Below are 24,099 nucleotides of genomic sequence, written 5' to 3'. Positions count from 1 at the left end.
GGCCCGCGATTCCGCACGGGCCGCCAGTGCCGCCACCGTGGCGGCCTCGAAGAGTTCGCGGACACCGAGATCGGTGTCCAGCGCGGCCGAGAGCCGGGCGGCGACCTGGGTGGCGCTGAGCGAGTTGCCGCCGAGCGCGAAGAAGTCATCGTCGAGACCGACGCGCTCCAGGCCGAGCACATCGGCGTAGGTGGCGGCGATGATCTCCTCGACCGGTGTGGTCGGCGCGCGGAATACCGCGGCCTCGAATACCGGTGCGGGCAGGGCCTTGCGGTCCAGCTTGCCGGAGGCGTTGAGCGGGAATTCATCGAGCACGATGACGACCGAGGGCACCATATAGGCGGGCAGCTGACGCGCCAGATCCTCGCGCAATGTCTCGATATCCAGCCGCAGGTTCGGCGTGGCGATGACGTAGGCGACGAGCTGATCGCCGGTGTGCTGATCACCGCGCACCACGACCACGGCCTGGGCTACCTCGTCGAGTGCGGTGAGCGCCTGCTCGATCTCGCCGAGTTCGATGCGCAGACCGCGCAACTTCACCTGGAAGTCGGTGCGGCCCAGGTACTCCAGCTCACCGTCGGCCGTCCAGGCCACCAGGTCACCGGTGCGGTACATGCGCGCACCCGCGCCGCCGAACGGATTGGCCACGAACCGGTCGCTGGTCAGATCCGGTCGCGCGACATAGCCGCGCGCCAACTGGGTGCCCGCGAGGTACAGCTCACCCGCGACACCCACCGGAACCGGCCGCAGTCGCGAATCCAGCACGTAGACCTGGGTATTGAAGACCGGCGCACCGATCGGCACGGTATCGGTATCGGTCGCGACCACCTCGTGGAAGGTGACGTCGACCGCGGCCTCGGTCGGACCGTACAGGTTGTGCAGCGCCGCACCGGTCAACTCGCGCAGGCGGTGCGCGGGCTTGGGCGCCAACGCCTCACCGGAGGCGAAGACCAGCCGCAGCGACTCACACCGCCCCGCCGCCGCATCGGCCACGAAGACCGACAGCATGGACGGCACGAAGTGGGTGACGGTAACCCGCTCGGCGGTGATGACCTCGGCGAGGTAGGCCGGATCGCGATGTCCGTCCGGGCGCGCGACGACCAGGCGCGCACCGATCTGCAACGGCCAGAAGAACTCCCACACCGACACGTCGAAGGTCGCGGGCGTCTTCTGCAGTACGGCATCGGCGCTGGTCAGCCCGTAGGCCGACTGCATCCACACCAGGCGGTTCACGATCGCCGCATGGCTGACCGCGACACCCTTCGGACGGCCGGTCGAACCCGAGGTGAAGATCACGTAGGCGGTATTCGACGGACGCAGCGGCGCACGCCGTTCCGCGTCGGCGACCGGCTCGTCCGAGAGCCCGAACAGGTCGAGCAGGTCGATGCGCACCTGGGCGGTATCGATCTTCAGATCGTCACCGGAGGTCAGCACGCAGACCGGATCGGCGGTGGCGAGAATGTATTCCGTGCGGTCGGCCGGATGATCCGGATCCAGCGGCACGTACGCGCCACCGGCCACGGTCACCGCGTACATGCCGACCACCAGATCGATGGAGCGCCGCATGCCAAGGGCCACATACGATTCCGGGCCGACACCGCGTTCGATGAGCCAGCGCGCCAAACCGTAGACCCTGGAGCCGAATTCGGCGTAGGTCAGACTCGTCCCCTCGAACGTCAGCGCGGTCGCGTCCGGGGTCGCGGCGAGCTGGGCCTCGAACATCGAGACCAGCGTGGCCGCATCGTTCACCTCATGCGCGGTGTCGTTCCAGTCCGATACCACCAGCTCGCGCTCGGCGGTATCGAGCAGTTCGATATCCCCGACGGGCACGGCGGGTTCGGTGGTGATCGCGGTCAGCACCCGGACCAGTCGATCGGCGATGCGGCGCACCGTCTGCTCGTCGAACAGATCGCGCAGGTAGCCCGCGCGGATCCGCAGCCGCGTGTCCAGCTGCGCGATCAGGGTCAGCGGGTAGTGGGTGGCGTCGGCGGCCTGCATATCGACGACCGCCATGCCATCGATATCGGCGGCCTGGGCCCGAATGCCCTCGGCATCGACCGGGTAGGACTCGAAGACCACCAGCGTGTCGAACAGACCGCCGATACCGGCGGCGGACTGGATATCGGCCAGGCCGACGTAGTGGTGATCGAGCAGATCCGCCTGCTCGCCCTGGGTACGGGTCAGCAGCTCGCCCGCCGATTCCGACGGATCGAAGCGCACCCGCACCGGAACGGTATTGATGAACAGACCGACCATCGATTCGACACCGGTGAGCTGCGCCGGACGCCCGGACACCGTGGTACCGAACAGCACATCGTCGCGGCTGGTCATCCGGCCGATCAGGATGCCCCAGGCGACCTGCAGCACGGTATTCGGCGTGACACCGAGCGAGGCGGCCAGCTCGGTCAGTCGCGCGGTCGCCCGCTCGTCCAGTTCGAAGAAGTATTCGCCCGACAGCGAGGTGATCTCGCGGCCCGCGTCCGGACGCGACAGCAGCGTGGGTTCGCTGACACCGCGCAGCGCATCGGTCCACGCGGCCACCGAGGCCGCATGATCCTGCTGTCTGGTCCATTCCAGGAAGTGTCGGTAGGAGCGCACCGCGGGCAGCAGATTGGCATCGGCGTGGGCCGCGTAGAGCACCAGCAGATCCCGCATGAGCAGCGGCATGGACCAGCCGTCGAGCAGGATGTGGTGGTTGGAGACCACGAACTGCCAGCGGTCGGGCGCCACCTGGATCAGGGTGAACCGGATCAGCGGCGGCGCGGTCAGATCGAAACGCTGGGTGCGGTCCGCCGCGATGAGGTCGGCGCCGTCGCCGGATTCGATCCGGTCGTGCTCGGCCCAGGCGACGCGGACGCTGTCGAGCACCACCTGCACCGGGTTGCCGTCGTTATCGGTGACGAACGCGGTGCGCAGGTTCTCGTAGCGATCCACCAGAGCCTGTGCGGCCGAACGCAATCGGGTCGCGTCCACCCGGCCGGTGAGCGTCAGCACGGCCTGCGCGGTGTAGACGTCCACCGAGGTGGCGGCCAGGCGCGCGTGGAAGAGCAGACCCGCCTGCAGCGCGGACAGCGGCCAGATATCGGCCAGTGCCGGGAAGCGCTGCTCCCAGTTGTCGATATCGCGCTGGGGCACTCGGACCATCGTGAAGTCCGACGGTGTGTGCCCACCGGCACCGTTCGAATTGGCGTGCCGGGCAACCGCTTCCAGCGCGGTGACCCACAGCTCGCCGAATTCACGGACCTGCGCGGCGTCCAGCAGGGTGGTCGGGTAGCCGATATTCGCGGTCAGCTTGTCGCCGACCACGATGGCATTGATATCCAGCGGCGCCATCGCGGGCATATCCGCGTCGTAGGCGCCGCCGAGCGCGCCGAGTTCCGCGGCCGGGATCCAGCCGAAGCCGCGCAGCGCCTCGGGCACATCGCCCTCGGAGACGCGGCCCAGGTAGTTGAAGCTCACCTGGCCCGGCTGTGCGGCGGGCAGTTCGCTGGCGGTCGCCGCGTTCATATAGCGCAGCAGGCCGTAGCCGATGCCCTTGTCCGGCACCGCGAGCAGCTGTTCCTTGACCGCCTTGACGGCCTTGCCCAGGGCCGGGCCGCCGCTCAGCGCGGCATCGATATCGATACCGGACAGCTCGAAGCGGACCGGGAAGATCGCGGTGAACCAGCCGACCGTGCGGGACAGATCCGCGCCGGGCACGATGTCCTCTTCGCGGCCGTGGCCTTCCAGACGCAGCAGCAGCGCGTCGTCGGTGCGGGTGCCGGTGCGGCGCGCGCGCCACTTCGCGGTCGCCAGGGCGAGCGCGGTGAGCAGACCGTCGTTGACACCGCCGTGGAACAGCGCGGGCACCGTGGTCAACAGTGCCTTGGTGACCTCGGCGGACACCTCGACCTGCAGCTTGTCGATGACACCCGAGGTATCCACGGTCGGATCCATCGGCCGCTCGGTCAGCAGCGGATCCGCGGTGGCGACCACCGAACGCCAGTAGTCGAGTTCGGCCACCCGCCCGGCACTTTCGGCCTCGCGCTGCAATGCGTCGGCCCAGGCCCGCATCGAGGTGGCGGGCGCGACGAGCTGCGGATCCTGGCCCGCGGTGAGCTGACCCCACGCGGTGACGAAGTCCGGCACCAGGATGCGCCAGGAAACACCGTCCACCACCAGGTGATGCGCGGCCACGATGAGTCGGCCGCCGCGGCTGCCGTCCGAGGGCTCCAGCCAGACGAACCGAACCACCACGCCCGCGGCCGGATCCAGCCGATCCAGCGAGGCATCCAGTGCGGCGGCGGCGATTTCGACCAGTCCGGCCGTGTCCACGCCCGCGTCGAATTCGGTGCGGTCGATCAGCGCGTCGACGTCGACCGTGCCCGGTGCGGCGGTGTCGACGATCCAGTCGTCACCGTCGCGGTAGAGCCGCGCCCGCAGCATGTCGTGGCGATCGATCACCGCGCCAACGGTTTTCGCGATACCGGCCCGGTCGATGCCGACCGGCAGCTCGAGTGCCATGGTCTGGTTGAACCGGCCGAAGGAGCCGTCGCGCTCGGCCATGAACCGGACCACCGGGGTCAACGGCATGGCGCCGATGCCGCCACCGGGCAGCTCGGCCAGCGTCTCCATACTGGATTCGGTGCTGTCGGCGGTCTCGGCGACCGCGGCGAGTCCGGCCACGGTGCGCTGTTCGAAGACGTGGCGCGGGGTGAAGACGACACCGCGCGCCTTGGCCCGCGAGACCAGCTGAATCGAGACGATGCTGTCGCCGCCGAGTGCGAAGAACGAATCGTCGACACCGACGCGATCCACACCGAGCACCTCGGCGAAGACCTCGGCGATGGTGTGCTCGATCGGGGTGCGCGGCGCGCGGAAGACGACCTCGGTCGCGAATACCGGCTCCGGCAGCGCCTTGCGGTCCAGCTTGCCGACCGGGGTCAGCGGGATGTGGTCGATCACCATCACCGACGACGGCACCATATAGGCGGGCAGGCGTTCTTCGACGTGCGCGGTCAGCTCGGCCACGTCGATCGAATGCCCTTGCGCCGCAACCACATACGACACCAGCGAGGTCGCACCGGCGGTGCTCTTGTGGCCGACGGTGACGGCGAAGTCGACGGTCTCGTGCGAGGCCAGCGCGGCGTCGATCTCACCGAGTTCGATGCGGAAGCCGCGCACCTTGACCTGGAAGTCGGAGCGGCCGACGTACTCGACCTCAGCGCTGCTCGTCCATCGGACCACGTCACCGGTGCGGTACATCCGCGCACCCGCGACATACGGGTTGGCCACGAAACGCTCGGCGCTCAGCCCGGCCCGCGCGTGATAACCGCGCGCCAGCTGAATGCCCGACAGGTACAGCTCACCCGCGACACCCACCGGCACCGGCCGCAGCTGGGCGTCCAGGATCAGCGACTGCATACCGCGGATCGGGGCACCGATCACCACCGTGTCACCGGCCACCAGCGGATCGCTGATATTGGTCATGATGGTGGTCTCGGTCGGACCGTACCCGTTGTGGAACTTGCGGACCGACCCGTTCTCCAGCGGCACGGCCCATTTCGCGACCAGATCCGCCGGTACCGCCTCACCACCGGCGACCAGTACCCGCAGCGAGTCCAGCCCGGTCGGGTCGAAGGTGGCCAGCGCGGCCGGGGTGATGAACGCGTGCGTGACCCGCTCGGTGCGGATCAGCTCGGACAATTCCTCACCGCCGTAGACACCGGGCGGCGTCACCACGAGCGCGCCACCGGCACCGATCGCGAGCAGTAGCTCGAGGATCGAGGCGTCGAAGCTCGGCGAAGCGAAATGCAGTGCGCGCGAACCGGAATCGAGGTCGTAGCGCACGATCTGCTCGACACTGAAGTTCGCGAGACCCGCATGGGTGACCACCACGCCCTTGGGCACACCGGTCGAGCCCGAGGTGTAGATGACATAGGCCGGATGCGCCGGACGCAGCGGGCGGACCCGGTCGGCGTCGGTGATCGGACCGCCGTCGAAGGCATCCAGGTCGAGGTCTTCGAGCACCAACCAGCGCGCCGATTCCGGCAGGCCGTCACGGGCCGCCGCGACCGTAAGCCCAACGGGGGAACCGGAATCGGTGACCATATGCGCGATGCGCTCGGCTGGATAGTTCGGGTCCACCGGTACGAAGGCCGCACCGGTCTTCGACACCGCCCAGGCGGCGAATACCGAATCCGCGGACCGCGGCACACCGACGGCGACCAGATCCTCGGTGCCGATGCCCTCGGCAATGAGCAAGCGGGCCAGGCGGTTCGACCGCTCGTCGAGTTCGCCATAGGGCATACGTGTCCCCTGGAACACCACGGCGGTCGCCTTCGGATCCATCGCGGCGGCCTCGGCCAGCAGCTCGGGCAGCGTGCGCGCGGGAACGGCCGTGGGGCCGGTGCGGGCGATGAGATCGGCGCGCTCCTGGGCATCGAGCACGTCGATCGCGCCGACGGTGACCGTGGGATCGGCGGCGATGGCCTCGAGCACGCGCCGCCAGCGCTGGGTGATCTCGGCGGCGGTCGCCTCGTCGAACAGTTCGGTGGCGTAGGTCAGCGCCAGCGTCATACCGGTGGAACCGGTTTCCGACAGCGTGAACTGCAGGTCGAAACGGGCGACGTTCTCGTCGAGGTCCAGTGCGGACACCGAAAGGCCCGGCAGTTCCAGCGCGGTGCGATCCAGGTTCTGGAATGCGAGCATCACCTGGAACAGCGGGTTGCGCGCCTGGGAGCGTTCCGGCGCGAGCAGTTCCACCAGGCGTTCGAACGGCACGTCGGCATTGCCGAAGGCGTCCAGATCGGTCGCCCGGACCCGGTCCAGCAGTTCGGTGAACGACTCGGACTGGCTCACCCCGGTGCGCAGCACGAGCGTGTTGACGAACATGCCGACGAGATCGTCGAGCGCCTGCTCGCCGCGGCCGGCGATCGGCGAGCCGACGGCGATATCGTCGGTGCCCGACAAACGACACAGTAGGACGGCGAGCGCGCTGTGCATCACCATGAACAGCGACGCACCGCGTTGCCGCGCAATGGCTTCCAGGGCGGCGATGAGCTCACCGGGCAGTTCGGTCTGCAGGGTCGCGCCGCGATGCGAGGCGATCGCGGGGCGCGGCCGGTCGGTGGGCAGCGGCAGTTCGTCCGGCACACCGTCGAGCGCGCGCTGCCAATGCGCGACCTGGCGCGCCATCAGCGATGCCGGGTCGTCCTCGGAGCCGAGCACCTCCCGCTGCCAGATCGCGAAGTCCGCGTACTGCACCGGCAGTGGCGCCCAGCCGGGCGCGGCGTCCTGGGTGCGCGCGGAGTAGGCGAGCATGACATCGCGGGTCAGCGGGCCCATGGAGAAGCCGTCGCCCGCGATGTGGTGCACCACCACGACGAGCACATGCTCGTCGGGACCGGCGGCGAACAGCCTGGTCCGCAGCGGAACCTGTTCGGAGACATCGAATCCGGTGCTGACGAACTCGGTGACCACCGCGGTCAGCTCGGCCGGATCGACCGAAACCGGCTGCAGGTCCAGCGCGATCGCGTCGGCGGGCACGATCACCTGTACCGGGGTGCCGCCGTGCTCGGGGTAGCGGGTGCGCAGCGATTCGTGCCTGCGCACCACATCCGCCACCGCCAACCGCAGCGCCTCGATATCGAGGGCACCGGTCAATCTAATGGCGATCGGCAGGTTGTAGGCCGCCGATGCGGTGTCGTACTTGTTCAGGAACCACATGCGCTGCTGTGCGAACGACAGCGGCACCAGTTCGTCGGCCTTGCGCGGACGGGCGAGCAGCCGGGCCCGCGCCGCACCGTCGGCATGCGATTCCACCCGGGCCGCGAGCCCTTCCACGGTGGAGGCCTCGAACAGCGCGCGCACCGGCACCGTGGTGCCCAGCGCCGCGCCGATCCGGGATACCACCCTGGTCGCGATGAGCGAGTTGCCGCCGAGATCGAAGAAGTCGTCGTCGACGCCGACCCGGGGCAGGTCGAGCACATCGGCGAAGACCGCGGCCACGGTCTCCTGCACCGGGGTGACCGGAGCGCGGAAAGCCTTGGCCTGCACCGCGGGCGCGGGCAGCGCGCGGCGGTCCAGCTTGCCGTTGACGGTCAACGGGATCCACTCGAGCCGCACCAGCGCCGCGGGCACCATGTACGACGGAAGTCGTTGCGCCGCACCGCTGCGCACCACATCGAGATCGGGGATCACCTCGGGTTCGGCGACCACATAGGCCACGATCCGCTGGTCGCCCGGCTGATCCTCGCGCACGATGACCGCGGCCTGGGCGATGCCGGGCTGGGCCAGGATCGCCGATTCGATCTCGCCGAGTTCGATGCGGAAACCGCGCACCTTCACCTGATCGTCGGCGCGACCGAGGTATTCGAGTTCGCCGAAGCGGTTCCACCGCGCGAGGTCGCCGGAGCGGTACAGGCGCGTGCCCGCCGCATCGGCGTCGGCGAGCGGGTTCGCGACGAAGCGGGTGGTGGTCAGATCGGGGCGGCCGAGGTAGCCGCGGGCCAATTGCGGTCCCGCGACATACATTTCGCCCGCGACCCCGACCGGTACCGGCCGCAGCCGGTTGTCGAGCACGTACACCCGCAGACCCGCGATCGCGCGGCCGACCACACTGCCGGAGGCGGCGGCGATGGTCGCGGCGTCCAGCGCGCGGTAGGACACGTGCACCGTGGTCTCGGTGATGCCGTACATGTTGACCAGCAGCGGAGCGATCGGCGCGGAGCCCGCGGAGCGCTTGTCGGCACCGTCGCCGTGTCGGGCGACCCAATCGGCGAGCCGACGCAGTTCGAGGGCTTCACCGCCGAACACCACATAGCGCAGCGCCAGCGGTTCGGCGTCCGGTGCGGCATTGCGATCCGCCTCGGCCAGTTGGTAGAACGCGGACGGCGTCTGGTTGAGCACCGTGACCTGCTCCACCCGCAGCAGTTCCAGGAACTGTTCGGGCGAGCGCGAGGTGTAGTAGTCGACGACCACCAGGGTGCCGCCGAACAGCAGCGGACCCCACAGCTCCCACACCGAGAAGTCGAAGGCGTAGGAGTGGAACAGCGTCCACACATCGTCGGGGCCGAAGCCGAAGTCGCGGTCGGTATTGGCGAACAGCCGCACCACATTCCGATGCGCGACCGCGACACCCTTCGGGCGTCCGGTCGAACCGGAGGTGTAGATCACGTACGCCACATTGTCCGGGGCGAGCGCCGCGCGGCGGTCGGCGTCGGTGATCGGGGCGTCGTCGGCGTCCTCGACATTGCCGGTCTCCACCGCGAATCCATCGAGGACCACGGTCGGCAGTTCGGCGGGCACGCTCACCTGGACAGTGGAATCGAGGATCACGCTGGTCGGACGCGAATCCGCGAGCACATAGGCGATGCGGTCGGCCGGGTAGGTCGGATCCACCGGCACATAGCCCGCACCGGTCTTCACCACCGCGAGCAGCGCGACCACCAGGTCCAGCGAGCGCGGCAGGATCACCGCGACCAGCGATTCCGGACCGGCGCCGTCGGCGATCAGCCGGCGCGCCAGCACATTCGCGCGCCGGTCCAATTCGGCGTATGTCAGCGATTCGATGCCGAACTTGGCCGCGGTATTGTCCGGATGCGCGGCCACCGCCTGCTCGAACAGATCGACCAGCGTGGTACCGGCGGCGCTGAATCGCTGCGCGCCACTATCCAATCCGGACGACACCCAGCGCTGCGAAACATTGAGCCGCTCGGCCTCACCGAGCAGATCGATATCGCCGATGACGATCTCGGGATCCTCGACCACGCTGCGCAGAATGCGCACCAGACGATCGGCGAAGGAGGCCACCGTCTCCGGATCGAACAGTTCGGTGGCGTAGTTCCACGACATGCCCAGCGCACCGTCGGCGGCCTCGCCGACGGTCAGCTGCACATCGAATTTGGCGGTGCCCGGATCGAATTCGACCACCGACAGCTCCACACCCGGCAGGGCGAGGGTGCCCATATCGGCGGCCGCGGCGGCCTCGAAGGTCAGCGCCACCTGGAACAGCGGGTGATGCGCCTGCGACCGGGCCGGGCTGATCACCTCGACCAGCCGCTCGAACGGCACATCGGCATTGGCGAAGGCCGCCAGATCGGTGCGGCGCACCTGGGCCAGCAGATCGCTGAACTTGGCGCTCGGATCGACCTCGTTGCGCAGCACCAGCGTATTGACGAACATGCCGACCAGGTCGTCGAGCGCGCGTTCACCGCGTCCGGCGATCGGGGTGCCGATGGCGATATCGGTGCTGTTGGACAGCCGGGCCGCCCAAGTCGCCAGCGCGGCGTGCACGACCATGAACAGCGTGACCCCGCGGGCGCGGGCGAGTTCGGCCAGTGCGGTGTGCAATTCGACGTCGATCGAGAAGCCATGGGTGCCACCGGCATTGGAGGCGACCTCGGGCCGCGAGCGGTCCGCGGGCAGCTCGATCTGATCGGGCAGATCGGCCAGCTGCCCGGTCCAGTACGCGAGCTGCTGTGCCGCGACGGATTGCGGATCGTCCTCGCTGCCGAGCACCGCGCGCTGCCACAGCGCGTAGTCGGCGTACTGGACATCCAGTGGCGCCCACGCGGGCACCTCACCGCGGCTGCGCTCGGTGTAGGCCAACACCACATCGCGCAGCAGCGGGCGCAGCGAGAAGCCGTCACCGCTGATGTGGTGCATGACGAGCACCGCGACGTGGTTGTCGGCATCGATGCTGAGCAGGTTGGCCCGGAACGGCACCTCGCTGGTCACATCGAAGTGGGCACTGGCCAGCTCGACGATGCGCGCGGGCACCGCGGCGGGCGCGATCGCCTCGGCCGCGAGCTCGAAACCCACCTCGTCGGTGTGCAGAACATGCTGGTAGCCGGTGCCTTCCAGCTCCGGATAGATGGTGCGCAGCGCCTCGTGGCGGGCCAGCACATCGCCGATGGCGGCGTTCAACGCGGCGATATCGACATCGCCGGTGAGCCGGATGGCGACCGGAATGTTGTTGACCGCGCTCTGGTTGTCGAAGCGGTTGAGGAACCACATCCGCTGCTGGGCCAGCGACAGCGGGACCAGCTCCGGGCGCGGCTGTGCGGTCAGCGCCGCCCGGCCGCCCGCTCCGGCGGCCGATTCCACCAGCGCGGCCAGCGCCGCGACATTCGAGGCCTCGAACAGCGCGCGCACCGGGATCTGGGTGTCCAATGCCGCGCCGAGCCGCGCCGCCACCTGAGTGGCGATCAGCGAATTGCCGCCGAGTTCGAAGAAGTCGTCGTCCAGGCCGACACCGTGGCCGACCCCCTGCAAGCCCAGCACCTCGGCGAAGGTGCCCGCCACGATCTCCTCCACCGGAGTGCTCGGCGCGCGGAATACCTTGGCCGCGAACGTCGGCGCGGGCAGTGCCTTGCGATCCAGCTTGCCGGAGGCGTTGAGCGGGAACGCGTCGAGCACCATATAGGCCGCGGGCACCATGTAGGCGGGCAACTGCTCGACGAGCGTGTTCTTCACGGTGTCGACAACGATGGCACGGTCCGGGTTCGCGACCAGGTAGGCGACCAGCTGATCGCCGGTCCGCTCATCGGAATGCACCAGTACGACCGCCTGCGCCACCGCGTCCTGTGCGGTGAGGGCCGACTCGATCTCACCCAGTTCGATGCGCAGACCGCGCAGCTTCACCTGGAAGTCGGTGCGGCCCAGGTACTCCAGCTCGCCGCGCGCGGTCCACATGACAAGGTCACCGGTGCGGTACATGCGTTCCGCATCGCCGAACGGGTTCGCGATGAACCGGTCGGTGGTCAGGTCGGGGCGGCCGACATAGCCGTGCGCCAGCTGCGCGCCCGCCAGATACAGCTCACCCGGGACACCGGCGGGCACCGGACGCAACCGCGAATCCAGCACGTACACCTGGGTGTTGAACACCGGGGCGCCGATCGGCACCGAGCTGACATCGGCATCGGTCACCTCGTGGAAGGTGACGTCGACCGCGGCCTCGGTCGGGCCGTACAGGTTGTGCAGCCGCGCGCCGGTCAGCTGGCGCAGGCGCTGCGCCGTCACCGCGGGCAATGCCTCACCGGAGGCGAAGACATTACGCAGGCTCGCGCATTCGGCCGCGCGATCCTCGGCGACGAATACCGAGAGCATCGACGGCACGAAGTGCACCGTGGTGACCTGCTCCTCGACGATCAAACGCGCCAGGTAGGCCGGATCGCGATGGCCGTCGGGCTTGGCGATGACCAGGCGCGCACCGACCTGCAAGGGCCAGAAGAACTCCCACACCGACACGTCGAAGGTCGCCGGCGTCTTCTGCAGCACCACATCATCGGCCGCGAGACCGTATTCGGCGTGCATCCACACCAGGCGGTTGACGATCGCGGCGTGACTCACCGCAACACCCTTGGGTCGACCGGTCGAACCCGAGGTGAAGATCACGTAGGCGGTATTGCCGGGGCGCAGCGGCTTATGCCGATCCGCGTCCGTCAGCGGCTCGTCCGAGAATTCAGTGAGGTCGAGTTCATCGATGCGGACCTGGCGCGACACCGTGGTCTCCAGATCGGTGCCGGAGGTCAACACGCAGACCGGTCGCGCGGTCTCCAGGATGTAGTCGATGCGCTCGGCCGGATGATCCGGATCCAGCGGCACGTACGCACCACCGGCGGCATTGATCGCGTACATGCCGACCACCAGGTCGATCGAGCGCCGCATACCAAGGGCCACATACGATTCCGGGCCGACGCCATTGCGCTTCAGCCAGCGCGCCAGTCGGTGCACCCGGGCGCCGAACTCGGCATAGGACAGACTTGTCCCCTCATAGGTGACCGCGAACTCCTCCGGAGTCCGCACCAGCTGTGCCTCGAACAGCGAAACCAGGGTCGCCGCCGCATCGCCCACCGGTGAGGTGAGCGCCGCGTCCACCGGGAATTCGGTGTCGTTCCAGCGGTCGAGTACCCGTGCCCGCTCGGTGCCGTCGAGCAGATCGATATCGCCGACCGCGACCGCCGGTGCCGCGGTGATACCGCGCAACACCCGGACGAAACGCTCGGCGAAGGATTCGGCGAACGGCTCATCGAAAAGGTCGGTGGCATAGACGAGTTCGGCATCCATCTCCGATTCCGCGCCCTCGCTCAGCGTGAGCTGCAGGTCGACCTTGGCGGTCGGCTGGTCGATGCCCAGCTCGGAGACCGCCAGGCCCGGCAATTCGAGCGAGGTGCGGCCGAGGTTCTGGAACGACAGCATCACCTGGAACAGCGGATGCCGCGCCTGCGAGCGGGCCGGGTTGAGCACCTCGACCAGCCGCTCGAACGGCACATCGGCGTGGGCGAAGGCCTGCAGATCGCGCTCGCGCACCTGGCCGAGCAGGTCGGTGAACGATTCGGCCGGATCAACCGGGGTACGCAAAACCAGGGTGTTGACGAACATGCCGACCAGGTCGTCGAGCACCTGCTCACCGCGACCGGCCACCGGGATGCCGATGGCGATGTCATCGGAACCGCTCAGGCGCGCGAGCAGTGTCGCGAAGGCGCTGTGCACCACCATGAACAGCGTGGTGCTGTGCTCGTGCGCGACCCGGTTCAGCGCGTCGACCACGGCGCCGGGCAGCCGGAATCGGTGTGTCCGTGCCTGATACGAGGCGACCACCGGCCGCGGCTTCGGCGAAAGGCGCAGTTCCTCGGGCAGTCCGGCCAGGGTTTCGCGCCAGTAGCCGAGCTGTTCGGAGATCAGCGAGGTCGGATCGTCCTCGGCGCCGAGGCTTTCGCGCTGCCACAGTGCGTAATCCACGTACTGCACCGGCAGCGGCGCCCAGACCGGCGCGGATTCGGAGCTGCGCGCGATATAGGCCGACATGAGGTCGCGCACCAGCGGACGCATCGAGAAGCCGTCCGCCGCAATGTGGTGCACGACGACCGCGAGCACATGATCCTGGGTGTTGTCGCGCCACTTCTTGCTGCTCAGCGGCGCGCGCTCGACCTGGTAGAGCCGAATCCGCACCGGGGATTCGGTGGTCACGTCGAAGCCGCGACCGATGAATTCGTAGAGGGCGCCGCCCATTTCGCTCTCGGCGACCGGGACGATCTCCAGTTCCGGCAGCGCCCGCGCGGCCGGTAGCACTTGCTGGTAGGCCACGCCCTCGTGGGACGGGTAGACCGTGCGCAGCGATTCGTGCCGGGTGATCACATCGGCGATGGCACCGCGCAGCGCGGGCAGATCCAGATGCCCGTGCAGCCGCACCGCCACCGGAATATTGTCGGCGGCCGAATCGGCGTCGAAGCGGTTGAGGAACCACATCCGCTGCTGCGCCAGCGACAGCGGTGGGTACTCCGGGCGCGGACGCGCGGTCAGCGCCTGACGGCCACCGGCCCCGGCATTGGCCTCCATGCGCGCGGCGAGCGCGGCCACGGTCGGCGCCTCGAACAGCAGCCGGACCGGAACCTGGGTATCCAGTGCCGCACCGAGCCGGGCCACCACCTGGGTGGCGACCAGCGAGTTGCCGCCGAGATCGAAGAAGTTGTCGTCGATGCCGATCCGCTCACAGCTCAACACGTCGCTGAATACGCCGACGACGATCTCTTCGATCGGGGTCGACGGCGCGCGGAATTCCTTGGCCTCGAAGACGGGTTCGGGCAGTGCGCGCCGGTCCAGCTTGCCGTTGGGGTTCAACGGCATGGCATCGAGCACCACAATAGCGGACGGGACCATGTACGAGGGCAGCTGCTCGGTCAGGTGCGCGCGCAGCTCAACGAGGTCGACGGTGCCGCCGTTGGCGGGCACCACATACGCGACCAGCTGATCGCCGGTCCGCGCATCCGCACGCACCAGCGCCACCGCCTGCGCGACCGAATCGTGCGCGGTCAGAGCGGTTTCGATCTCACCGAGCTCGATGCGCAGACCGCGCAGCTTGACCTGGAAGTCGGTACGGCCCAGGTAGACGATCGACCCGTTGGCATTGCGGGTGACCAGGTCACCGGTGCGGTACATCCGAGCACCGGCGGTACCGAACGGGTTGGCCACGAAGCGATCCGCGCTCAGATCGGCGCGGCCGAAGTAACCACGCGCCAGCTGCGCACCCGCGAGATAGAGCTCACCTGCGACACCCGGCGCGACCGGATGCAGGCGGGCATCGAGCACATACGCCTGGGCATTCCAGACGGGCAGGCCGATCGGCACCGCGCCGACCAGCCCCTGCGCCACCGGTCCGTGGGTCGCGTGCACCGCGAATTCGGTTGGGCCGTAGAGGTTGTACAGCTCGGCGGAGCTGACCCGGCGAATGGCCGCGACCGCGTCTCCGGTGAACGCCTCACCGGCGATGAGCAGTGCACGCAGCGATTCCAGCGCCGCACCACCGGCGGCATCCACACTGCCCGCGAACACGGTCAGCATCGAAGGCACGAACGAGGTCATCGTGACCCGCTCGGCCGCGATCACATCCGCCAGATACTGCGGGTCACGATGCCCATCCGGGCTCGCCACGACGATCCGGCCACCAGTGGACAACGGGCCGAACAACTCCCACACCGACACGTCGAACGTGGCAGGAGTCTTGAACAGCACCACATCATCGGCACCGATGCCGTACTCACCGGTGATCCAACGAATCTGGTTGACAACAGCCGCATGCGGCAGCGCCACACCCTTCGGGCGACCCGTCGAACCCGACGTGAAGATCACATACGCGGTGTTCTCCGCCCGCAGCGGTGCGATCCGCTCCGCATCGGTGACCGGCTCGTCCGCGTACCCGGACAGATCCAGCTCATCGATGACGAGTGTGGGCAGACCGCCGCTCTCGAAGTCGTCGCGCGAGGTCGTCAGCACACAGACCGGTGCCGCCGACTCGAGCACATAGCTGATCCGCTCGGTCGGCTGGTCCAGGTCCAACGGCACATAACCGCCGCCCGCTTCCTGCACCGCGTACGCCGCGACCACGAGATCGACCGAACGCCGCAGACCGAGGGCCACCAGCTTTTCCGGACCGACCCCGGCCTCGATGAGACGCCGCGCCAACCGATGCACACGCGCACCGAATTCGGCATATGTCAGCGTCGCGGAGCGACTCGATGAGGGGTGGTGGTCGGGCGACGGGTGGGCCAGCGAGGTGCCGGCCGGATCCACGATCGCGACCGCATCCGGGGTGGCCGCGGCCTGCGCGGCGAACTCGCCCACCAGGGTGAGCCCAGCCCCGTCACCCCGGCGAGCGCCGGAACGACGCGGGCTGCGCCCGGGCTGACGACGCGGCAGCAAATCGCGCCGGGTGTCGTTCCAACCGATCAGCGCCAGCGCGGTTTCGTCATCGTCGAGCAGCCGGATATCGCCGACCGGAACCGTCGGATCGGCGATGATGGCCGCAAGGACCCGATCCAGGCGCCGCGCGAACGCCGCCACCGTCGCCTCGTCGAAAAGGTCGAGCGCATAGGAGAATTCGGCCGACATACCGGCCGCCTCACCATGCTCCTGCGTCTCCTGCAGGGTCAGCTGCAGGTCGAACTTGGCCAGCCTGGCGTCGTAATCGATGCCATTGACCGACAGTCCGGGCAGTTCCAGATTGGCCTGTCTGGTGTTCTGGAAGGCCAGCATCACCTGGAACAGCGGATGGCGCGCCTGCGAACGAGCCGGGTTCAAGATCTCGACCAGCCGCTCGAACGGCAGGTCCGCATGGGCGAAGGCGTGCAGATCGGTTTCCCTGGCCTGCGCGAGCAGATCCGCGAAACTGGCGGAGCCGTCCACATTCGTGCGCAGCACCAGGGTGTTGACGAACATGCCGATCAGATCGTCGAGCGCGGCCTCACCACGACCGGCGGCCGGGGTGCCGACCGCGATATCGCCGGTACCGCTGGCCCGCGCCAACAGCACCGCGAGCGCACTGTGCATCACCATGAACAGCGACGCATTGTGCTTGCGCCCCAACTCGATCAGCGCGCGCTGGGTCTCGGCGGAGATCACGAACGCGTAGGTGCCGCCCCGGTAGGAGGCGACGGCCGGACGCGGACGATCCGATGGCAGCACCAATTCGTCGGGCAGATCGGCGAGTTCGTTGGTCCAGTAGCGAATCTGGCTGGAGATCAACGAGTTCGGATCGTCCTCGGAGCCGAGCACCTCGCGCTGCCACAGCGCGTAGTCGGCGTACTGCACCGGCAGCGCGGACCAGGCGGGCGATTCCCACGAGGTGCGCGCGGCATAGGCCACCATCACATCGCGTGCCAGCGGTCCCATGGACCAGCCGTCGGCCGAAATGTGGTGCACCACCATGCCGAGCACATATTCGGATTCGCTGATCTCGAACAGCCGAGCGTGCAGCGGCACCTCATCGGTGACGTCGAAGGCCATGGAGGCCAGGTCGACCAGATGCTCGACCAGCGTCTCCTCCGTGACCCGATACGGCGTCAGGTCCGGAACGATCTGTGCCGCATCCAGAATCCGCTGCACCGGACCGTTCCTGGTCTCCGGGAATACGGTACGCAGCGATTCGTGCCGGTCGATCACATCGATGACCGCGACCTGCAGCGCGGCGACATCGAGGTCACCGGACAGCCGGATCGCGACCGGGATGTTGTTGACCGCCGATTCGGTATCGAACCGGTTGAGGAACCACATGCGCTGCTGCGCCAGCGACAGCGGCACCTGCTCGGGCCGCTGCCGGGCCACCAGTGCCTTGCGCGCGCCGTCACCGGCATGCGATTCCACCCGGGTCGCCAGCGCCGCCACGGTGGACGCCTCGAACAGCATGCGCACCGGCACCCGGGTGTCGAGCGCGATGCCCAGGCGCGAGGCGACCTGGGTGGCGATCAGCGAGTTGCCGCCGAGTTCGAAGAAGTCGTCGTCGACACCGACCCGGGAGATGCCGAGCACCTCACCGAAGATCTGGGCGACGATCTCCTCGATCGGGGTGGTCGGCGCACGGAATTCGCGCACCTCGAAGACCGGCGCGGGCAGCGCCTTGCGATCCAGCTTGCCGGACGGGTTGAGCGGGAACGCGTCCAGGCCGACGATCGCCGAGGGCACCATGTACGAGGGCAGGGTGCGGTGCAGCGAGTTCTTGATGTCATCGATATCGGCGGCGCCACCCGGGGTGACCACATAGGCGACCAGCTGATCGCCCGCGACGGTATCCATGACGAGCACGACGGCCTGGGTGACCGCGGCATGTTCGAGCAGCGCGGTCTCGATCTCACCGAGTTCGATGCGCTGGCCGCGGAATTTCACCTGGAAGTCGGTGCGGCCGATGTACTCCAGCACACCGGCGGTCCCGGTCGCCGGATCCTTCGGCGCGCTCCAGCGGACCAGGTCGCCGGTGCGGTACAGGCGCGCGCCCGGTGCGCCGAACGGGTCGGCGACGAACCGCTCCGCCGACAGGTCGGGGCGGCCGTGGTAGCCGCGGGCCACCTGGACACCGCCCAGGTACAGCTCGCCGGGCACCCCGACCGGAACCGGGTTCAGGCCCGCGTCGAGCACATAGGTCTGGGCATTGGACACCGGGCGGCCGATCGGCACCGTGGTCGGCGTGGCCTCATCGATATGCCAGGCGGTGGCGTGCACGGTGAATTCGGTCGGGCCGTACAGGTTGTGCACGGCGGCGCCGCAGAACTGCCGGAATGCGGTCACCGTGGCCGGGGGCAGCGCCTCACCGGCGACGAGAACCGTACGCAGCGAAGCGCATTCGTCCGCGGACGCGGCCCCGGCGAAGACCGAGAGCATCGACGGCACGAACGAGGTCATGGTGACCCCGTGGCGGCCGATGACCTCCGACAGGTACATCGGATCGCGGTGGCCGTCCGGCGCGGCGATCAGCATGCGCGCGCCGACCGCCAGGGTGCCGAACAGCTCCCACACCGACACGTCGAAGGTGACCGGCGTCTTCTGCAGGACTACATCGGCGGCGTCGATGCCGTATTCACTGGTGATCCAGGCGATCTGGTTGACGACACCGGCATGGCCGACCGCGACGCCCTTGGGGCGGCCGGTCGAACCGGAGGTGTAGAGCACATAGGCGGTGTTCGAAGAACGCAGCGGCGCGAGGCGTTCGGCATCGGTGACCGGCGCGTCGTCGAAATCGGCGAGGTCGAGGGTGTCGAGCTGGAACACCCGATGGTCACCCTCGGCGGCGACATCATCGGCGCTCGTGGTGAGCACGCAGACCGGATTCGAGCTGGCCAGGACATATTCGGTGCGCTCGGCCGGATGATCGGGATCGATCGGCACATAACCGCCGCCCGCGGCCATGGTCGCGTAGATGGCCACGAGCATGTCCACCGAACGGCGAATGCCAACGGCCACCAGGGATTCCGGGCCGACGCCCTCGGCGATCAGCTTGCGGGCCAGGCGGTTGACCCGCGCCGAGAATTCGGCATACGACAGCGTCGCGTAGCGACTCGATGAGGGGTGGTGGTCGGGCGACGGGTGGGCGAACTCGGTCCGCGGCCCGAATTCGCCTTCGCTGCGGGTACCGCCGTCGAAGACGACGGCGATCTCGTCCGGACGCTGACGCACCTGCTCTTCGAACAGGTCGAGCACGGTGGCGGCGGGCACCGGGTCGGCGGTGCGGTTCCAGTCGCGCAGCACCGTCGCGCGCTCGGCGTCATCGAGGATATCGATATCGCGGACCGCGGATTCCGGTGCGGTGACGACGGTTTCGAGCACGCGCAGGAAACGGCGGCCGAATTCGGCGACGGTTTCGGCGTCGAACAGATCGGTGGCAAAGGACACCACCGTCGACATACCGGCGGGTTCGCCGTGCGCGCCGCGTCCCTCGGTGACCGTCCACTGCAGGTCGAATTTGGCGATATCGACCTCGAGCTCATCGGCGGTGACCGACAGGCCGGGCAGCTCCATCGAACCGTGCGAGAGCTCCTGGAACGACAGCATGACCTGGAACAGCGGATGCCGCGCCTGCGAACGGGTCGGGTTGAGCACCTCGACCAGCCGCTCGAACGGCACATCGGCATAGGCGAATGCGGCGAGATCGCCCTCGCGCGTGCGGGTCAGGAAGTCGGTGAAGGCCTCGCTGCCCTCGACCTCCGAACGCAGCACAAGGGTGTTGACGAACATACCGATCAGATCGTCGAGCGCCTGCTCACCGCGACCGGCCACCGGGGTGCCGATGGCGATATCGCTGGTGCCCGACAGCCGCGACAGCAGCACCGCCAGCGACGCGTGCAGCACCATGAATACGCTGACGCCCTGCGTGCGCGCGAGTCCGGCGATGCGCTCGTGCAGATCGACATCGATATCGAAGCCGACCCGGCCACCGCGGAAGCTCTGCACCGGCGGGCGCGGACGATCGGCGGGCAGGTCCAGCTGATCCGGCAGACCGGCCAAAGCCCTACGCCAGTAGGCGATTTCGCGGGCCGCCATGGAACCGGGATCGGACTCCGCGCCCAGCAGTTCGCGCTGCCACAGCGAGTAGTCGCGGTACTGCACCGGCAGCGGCGCCCACACCGGGGCCGCACCAGCGGCCCTGGCCAGGTAGGCGGTGGCGACATCGCGGGCCAGCGGACCGAACGAAAAACCGTCCGCCGCAATGTGATGCACGACGAACGCGACCGCGTAGTCGGGGGTTCCGTTATTCGAACCGGTGACCCGGTAGACCCGCACCCGGATCGGCAGTTCGGTGGAGACATCGAATCCGGTGGCGGCGAATTCGACCAGTACGCTGTGCAATTCGGCGGGATCGATCGATTGCACCTCGATACCGAGATCGACCTCGTCCATCGGCAGCACCAGCTGGTAGCCGCCGTCGCCGGACTCCGGGAAGATGGTGCGCAGCGATTCCTGGCGCGCCATCACATCGGTCAGCGCCACCTGCAGCGCATCGACAGCGACCTGGCCGCGCAAGCGCACCACGAACGGCAGGTTGTAGGCGGGCACCGTGGAGTCGAACTGGTTGATGAACCACATCCGCTGCTGTGCCAGCGACAGCGGCACCCGCTCGGGCAGCTGCTGGGCGACCAGCGGCGGCCGCGCGAACTCGGCGGGACTCGCGGTTTCGGCCCGGGCGGCGATACCGGCCACCGTCGGGGTCTCGAACAGCGCACGCACCCCGATCTGGGTGCCGAATGCCGTGCCGATCCGCGACACCACCTGGGTGGCGACCAGCGAGTTGCCGCCCAGATCGAAGAAGTTGTCATCGATGCCGACGCGTTCCTGGCTGAGCACATCGGCGAAGATGGCCGCGACGATCTGTTCGGCCTGGGTGCGCGGGGCGCGGAATCCGGCGGCGTCGGCACTGAAGACCGGCTCCGGCAGGGCCTTGCGGTCCAGCTTGCCGGAGGTGTTGAGCGGGAACGCGTCCAGCACCATGATCGCCGCCGGCACCATGTAGCTGGGCAGCTTCTCCGCGACGAATCGGGTGAGTTCGGCCGATTCGATGGACTGTCCCGGCGCGGGCACCACATACGCGACCAACTGTTGGCCAGTGGCGGTATCCACCACCAGGACGGCGGCTTGGCTGACCGCGGGATGGGCGAGCAGATCCGTTTCGATCTCGCCGAGTTCGATGCGCTGACCGCGGAACTTCACCTGGAAGTCGGTACGGCCGATGTACTCCAGCGTGCCGACGGCATTCCAGCGCACCAGGTCACCGGTGCGGTACATGCGTTCGCCGTGGGTGCCGTAGGGGTTGGCCACGAACCGATCCGAGGTCAGATCGGGACGACCGCGATAGCCACGCGCGAGCTGACGTCCACCCAGGTACAGCTCACCCGGTGCGCCGACGGCCGCGGGCCGCAGCCGCGCGTCCAGCACGTAGACCTGAACGTTCCACTCCGGGATACCGATCGGCACCGTCACGGTATCGGCGGCGGTGGCCTCCCAGTAGGTGACCGAGACCGCGGCCTCGGTGGGACCGTAGAGGTTGTGCAGACCGGCGGTGGTGATCGCGCGGAAACCGGCCGCGGTTTCCGGCGGCAGCGCCTCACCGATGACGAAAACCGCACGCAGCGTGGCGCATTGGGCGGCGGTGGCGTGCGCGACGAAGACCGTCAGCATCGAGGGCACGAAGTCGGTGACACTCACCTGGTGCCGCTCGATCATGTCGGCGACATACAGCGGATCCCGGTGCCCGTCGGGGGCGGCGATGATCAGCTTCGCGCCGACCATCAGCGGTAGGAAGTAGCCCCACAGCGACACGTCGAAGGTGGTGGCGGTCTTCTGCAGATACACGTCATCCGCGCTCAGGCGGTATTCGTCGAGCATCCACAGCTGCTGATTGACGATCGCGTGATGGGTGACCGCGACACCTTTGGGTCGACCGGTCGAACCCGAGGTGTAGATGACGTAGGCGGTGTTGTCCGGACGCAGCGGCGCGCGCCGATCGGCATCGGTGACCGGCGCGTCGTCGAAGGCCGACACATCGAGGGTGTCGATCTGTACCCGGCGCACCGATTCCGGCAGCTCGAGCTCGTCGGAGGAGACGGTGAGTACGCAGACCGGTGCCGCGGAGTCGAGGATGTAGGCGGTGCGATCGGCCGGATGATCGGGATCGATCGGCACGTACGCGCCACCGGCCTTGAGCACCGCGTGCATGCCGACGACCAGGTCCAGTGAACGCCGCATGCCGAGTGCGACAAGCGATTCGGGGCCGACACCGTCGGCGATCAGGAAGCGGGCCAGCCGGTTGACCCGTGCGGCGAACTCGGCATAGGTGAGCTGCGCGCCCTCGAAATCCAGCGCGATATTGTCCGGGGTCAGCTGGATCTGCGCATCGAGCAGCGCCGCCAGGGTGGTAGCGGGAACGTCCTGCTCGGAGTCGTTCCACTCCAGCAGCGTCAGTTCACGCTCGGCCTCGGTGGTGGCCGGTAGCTGCCACACCACCGCATCGGCGTCGGCGGCCAGGAACCGGTCGAAGAACTCCAGGAACCGCGAATGATGCTGCGCGGCTTCGGCTTCGGTGTACAGGTTCGGGTTGGTCTCGAAGTCGATATGCGAGCGGGTGCCGCCGACCGACTGATAAAAATTGACACCGAGATCCTCGATGCTGCCGGTCGACAGCACATTCAAGCTGCCGACCATATCGTCGAGCACGATCTCGTTGTGGAACAACATGATGTTGACCCACGGACCGAAGAACTCCGCGCCGATACCGTTGCCGGTGTGCGAGCCGCCCGCGCTATCGCGCCGGATGTCCTCGTGCCGGTAGCGCTGATGACGCAGCGCGCCCGACACCTCGACGGTGACCGCACGCAGCAGCTCGGCAACCGTGGTGTCATAGCCGACCCGCAACCGCAGCGGCACGATATTCGAGGTCACACCGCCGGAGCGGCGCATGGCGGCGGTGGTGCGCGCGGTCACCGGCAGGCTCAGGATCACTTCTTCCGCGCCGGTCCACTGGGCCAGATACGCGGCGAAACCGGCGATGAGCAGACCGGCGGGCGAATTGTCGTGGCGGGTGACGGCATCGGCGAGCAGTGCGTCCTGCTCCGGCGACAATGCCGCGCTCGACACCCCCTTCAACGGTGCGGGCGGCGCGGACCGACCGGCCAGGCTGGTCCCGTCCTCGAGTCCGGCGACCCGCTGGGCCCAGTGCTCCCTATCGGCCTTGAACCGGTTGCTGTCGCGGTAGGCGATCTCCTGCTCGTAGAGCGAGCGCAGGTCGCTGGCGTTGGACCGCGGGGGTTCCACGCCGTTCGCGGCCGCGGTGTACAGCTCGGCGATGCGCTGCATATAGGTCATCGCGCCGAAGCCGTCGAGCACGATGTGGTGCACCCGGGCGTACCAGAACCAGCGATCGTCCGCGAGCTGCAGCACGGCGCTCTTGATCAGGCGGTCGTTGACGATGTCGAGCGGGCGGCTGTATTCGGCGCGCATCCACGCCGCGGCCGCGGCGACCGGATCATCGGCAGCGCGCAGATCGACGTGCTCGATCTCGGCGGGCATGGTGAGGTCGACGGCCTGCATCGGCTCGCCGCCCCGCTCGACAATGCGCAGGAAGGCCGAACCCGTCTCGTTACCGGCGGCAACGCTGGCCCGTAGCAGGGCGTCGACATCGAGCTCGCCGCGCAGGTCGACATACTGGGCGATATTGACCGGAACCTGCGGGTCCACATGCTGCGCGTACCAGATGCCCAGCTGTGCGGGAGACAGCGGAAAGTACTCCGCAGCAGCCTGCGTAGCGCCCGCCCCTGAGTCACCAGTTTCGCCGTTTCCGCCGAAATCCAGCCGGTCCAA

General features: G+C 68.3%; 1 protein-coding gene (only partly in view). It reads right to left on the bottom strand.

The window, feature by feature from the left end; genetic code table 11:
- Nucleotides 1-24,099: the 5' portion of a non-ribosomal peptide synthase/polyketide synthase gene (locus ACQP0C_RS05640; RefSeq protein WP_433734448.1), read on the bottom strand. 13,248 nt of this gene lie to the left of the window's left edge; 24,099 of the gene's 37,347 nt are visible here — the first part of the coding sequence; the start codon lies at nt 24,097-24,099; its stop codon lies off the left edge, out of view.

The sequence above is a fragment of the Nocardia sp. CA-129566 genome (genome assembly GCF_050956075.1).
Taxonomy (GTDB): Bacteria; Actinomycetota; Actinomycetes; order Mycobacteriales; family Mycobacteriaceae; genus Nocardia.
This window is presented reverse-complemented; position numbering and strand designations above follow the sequence as displayed.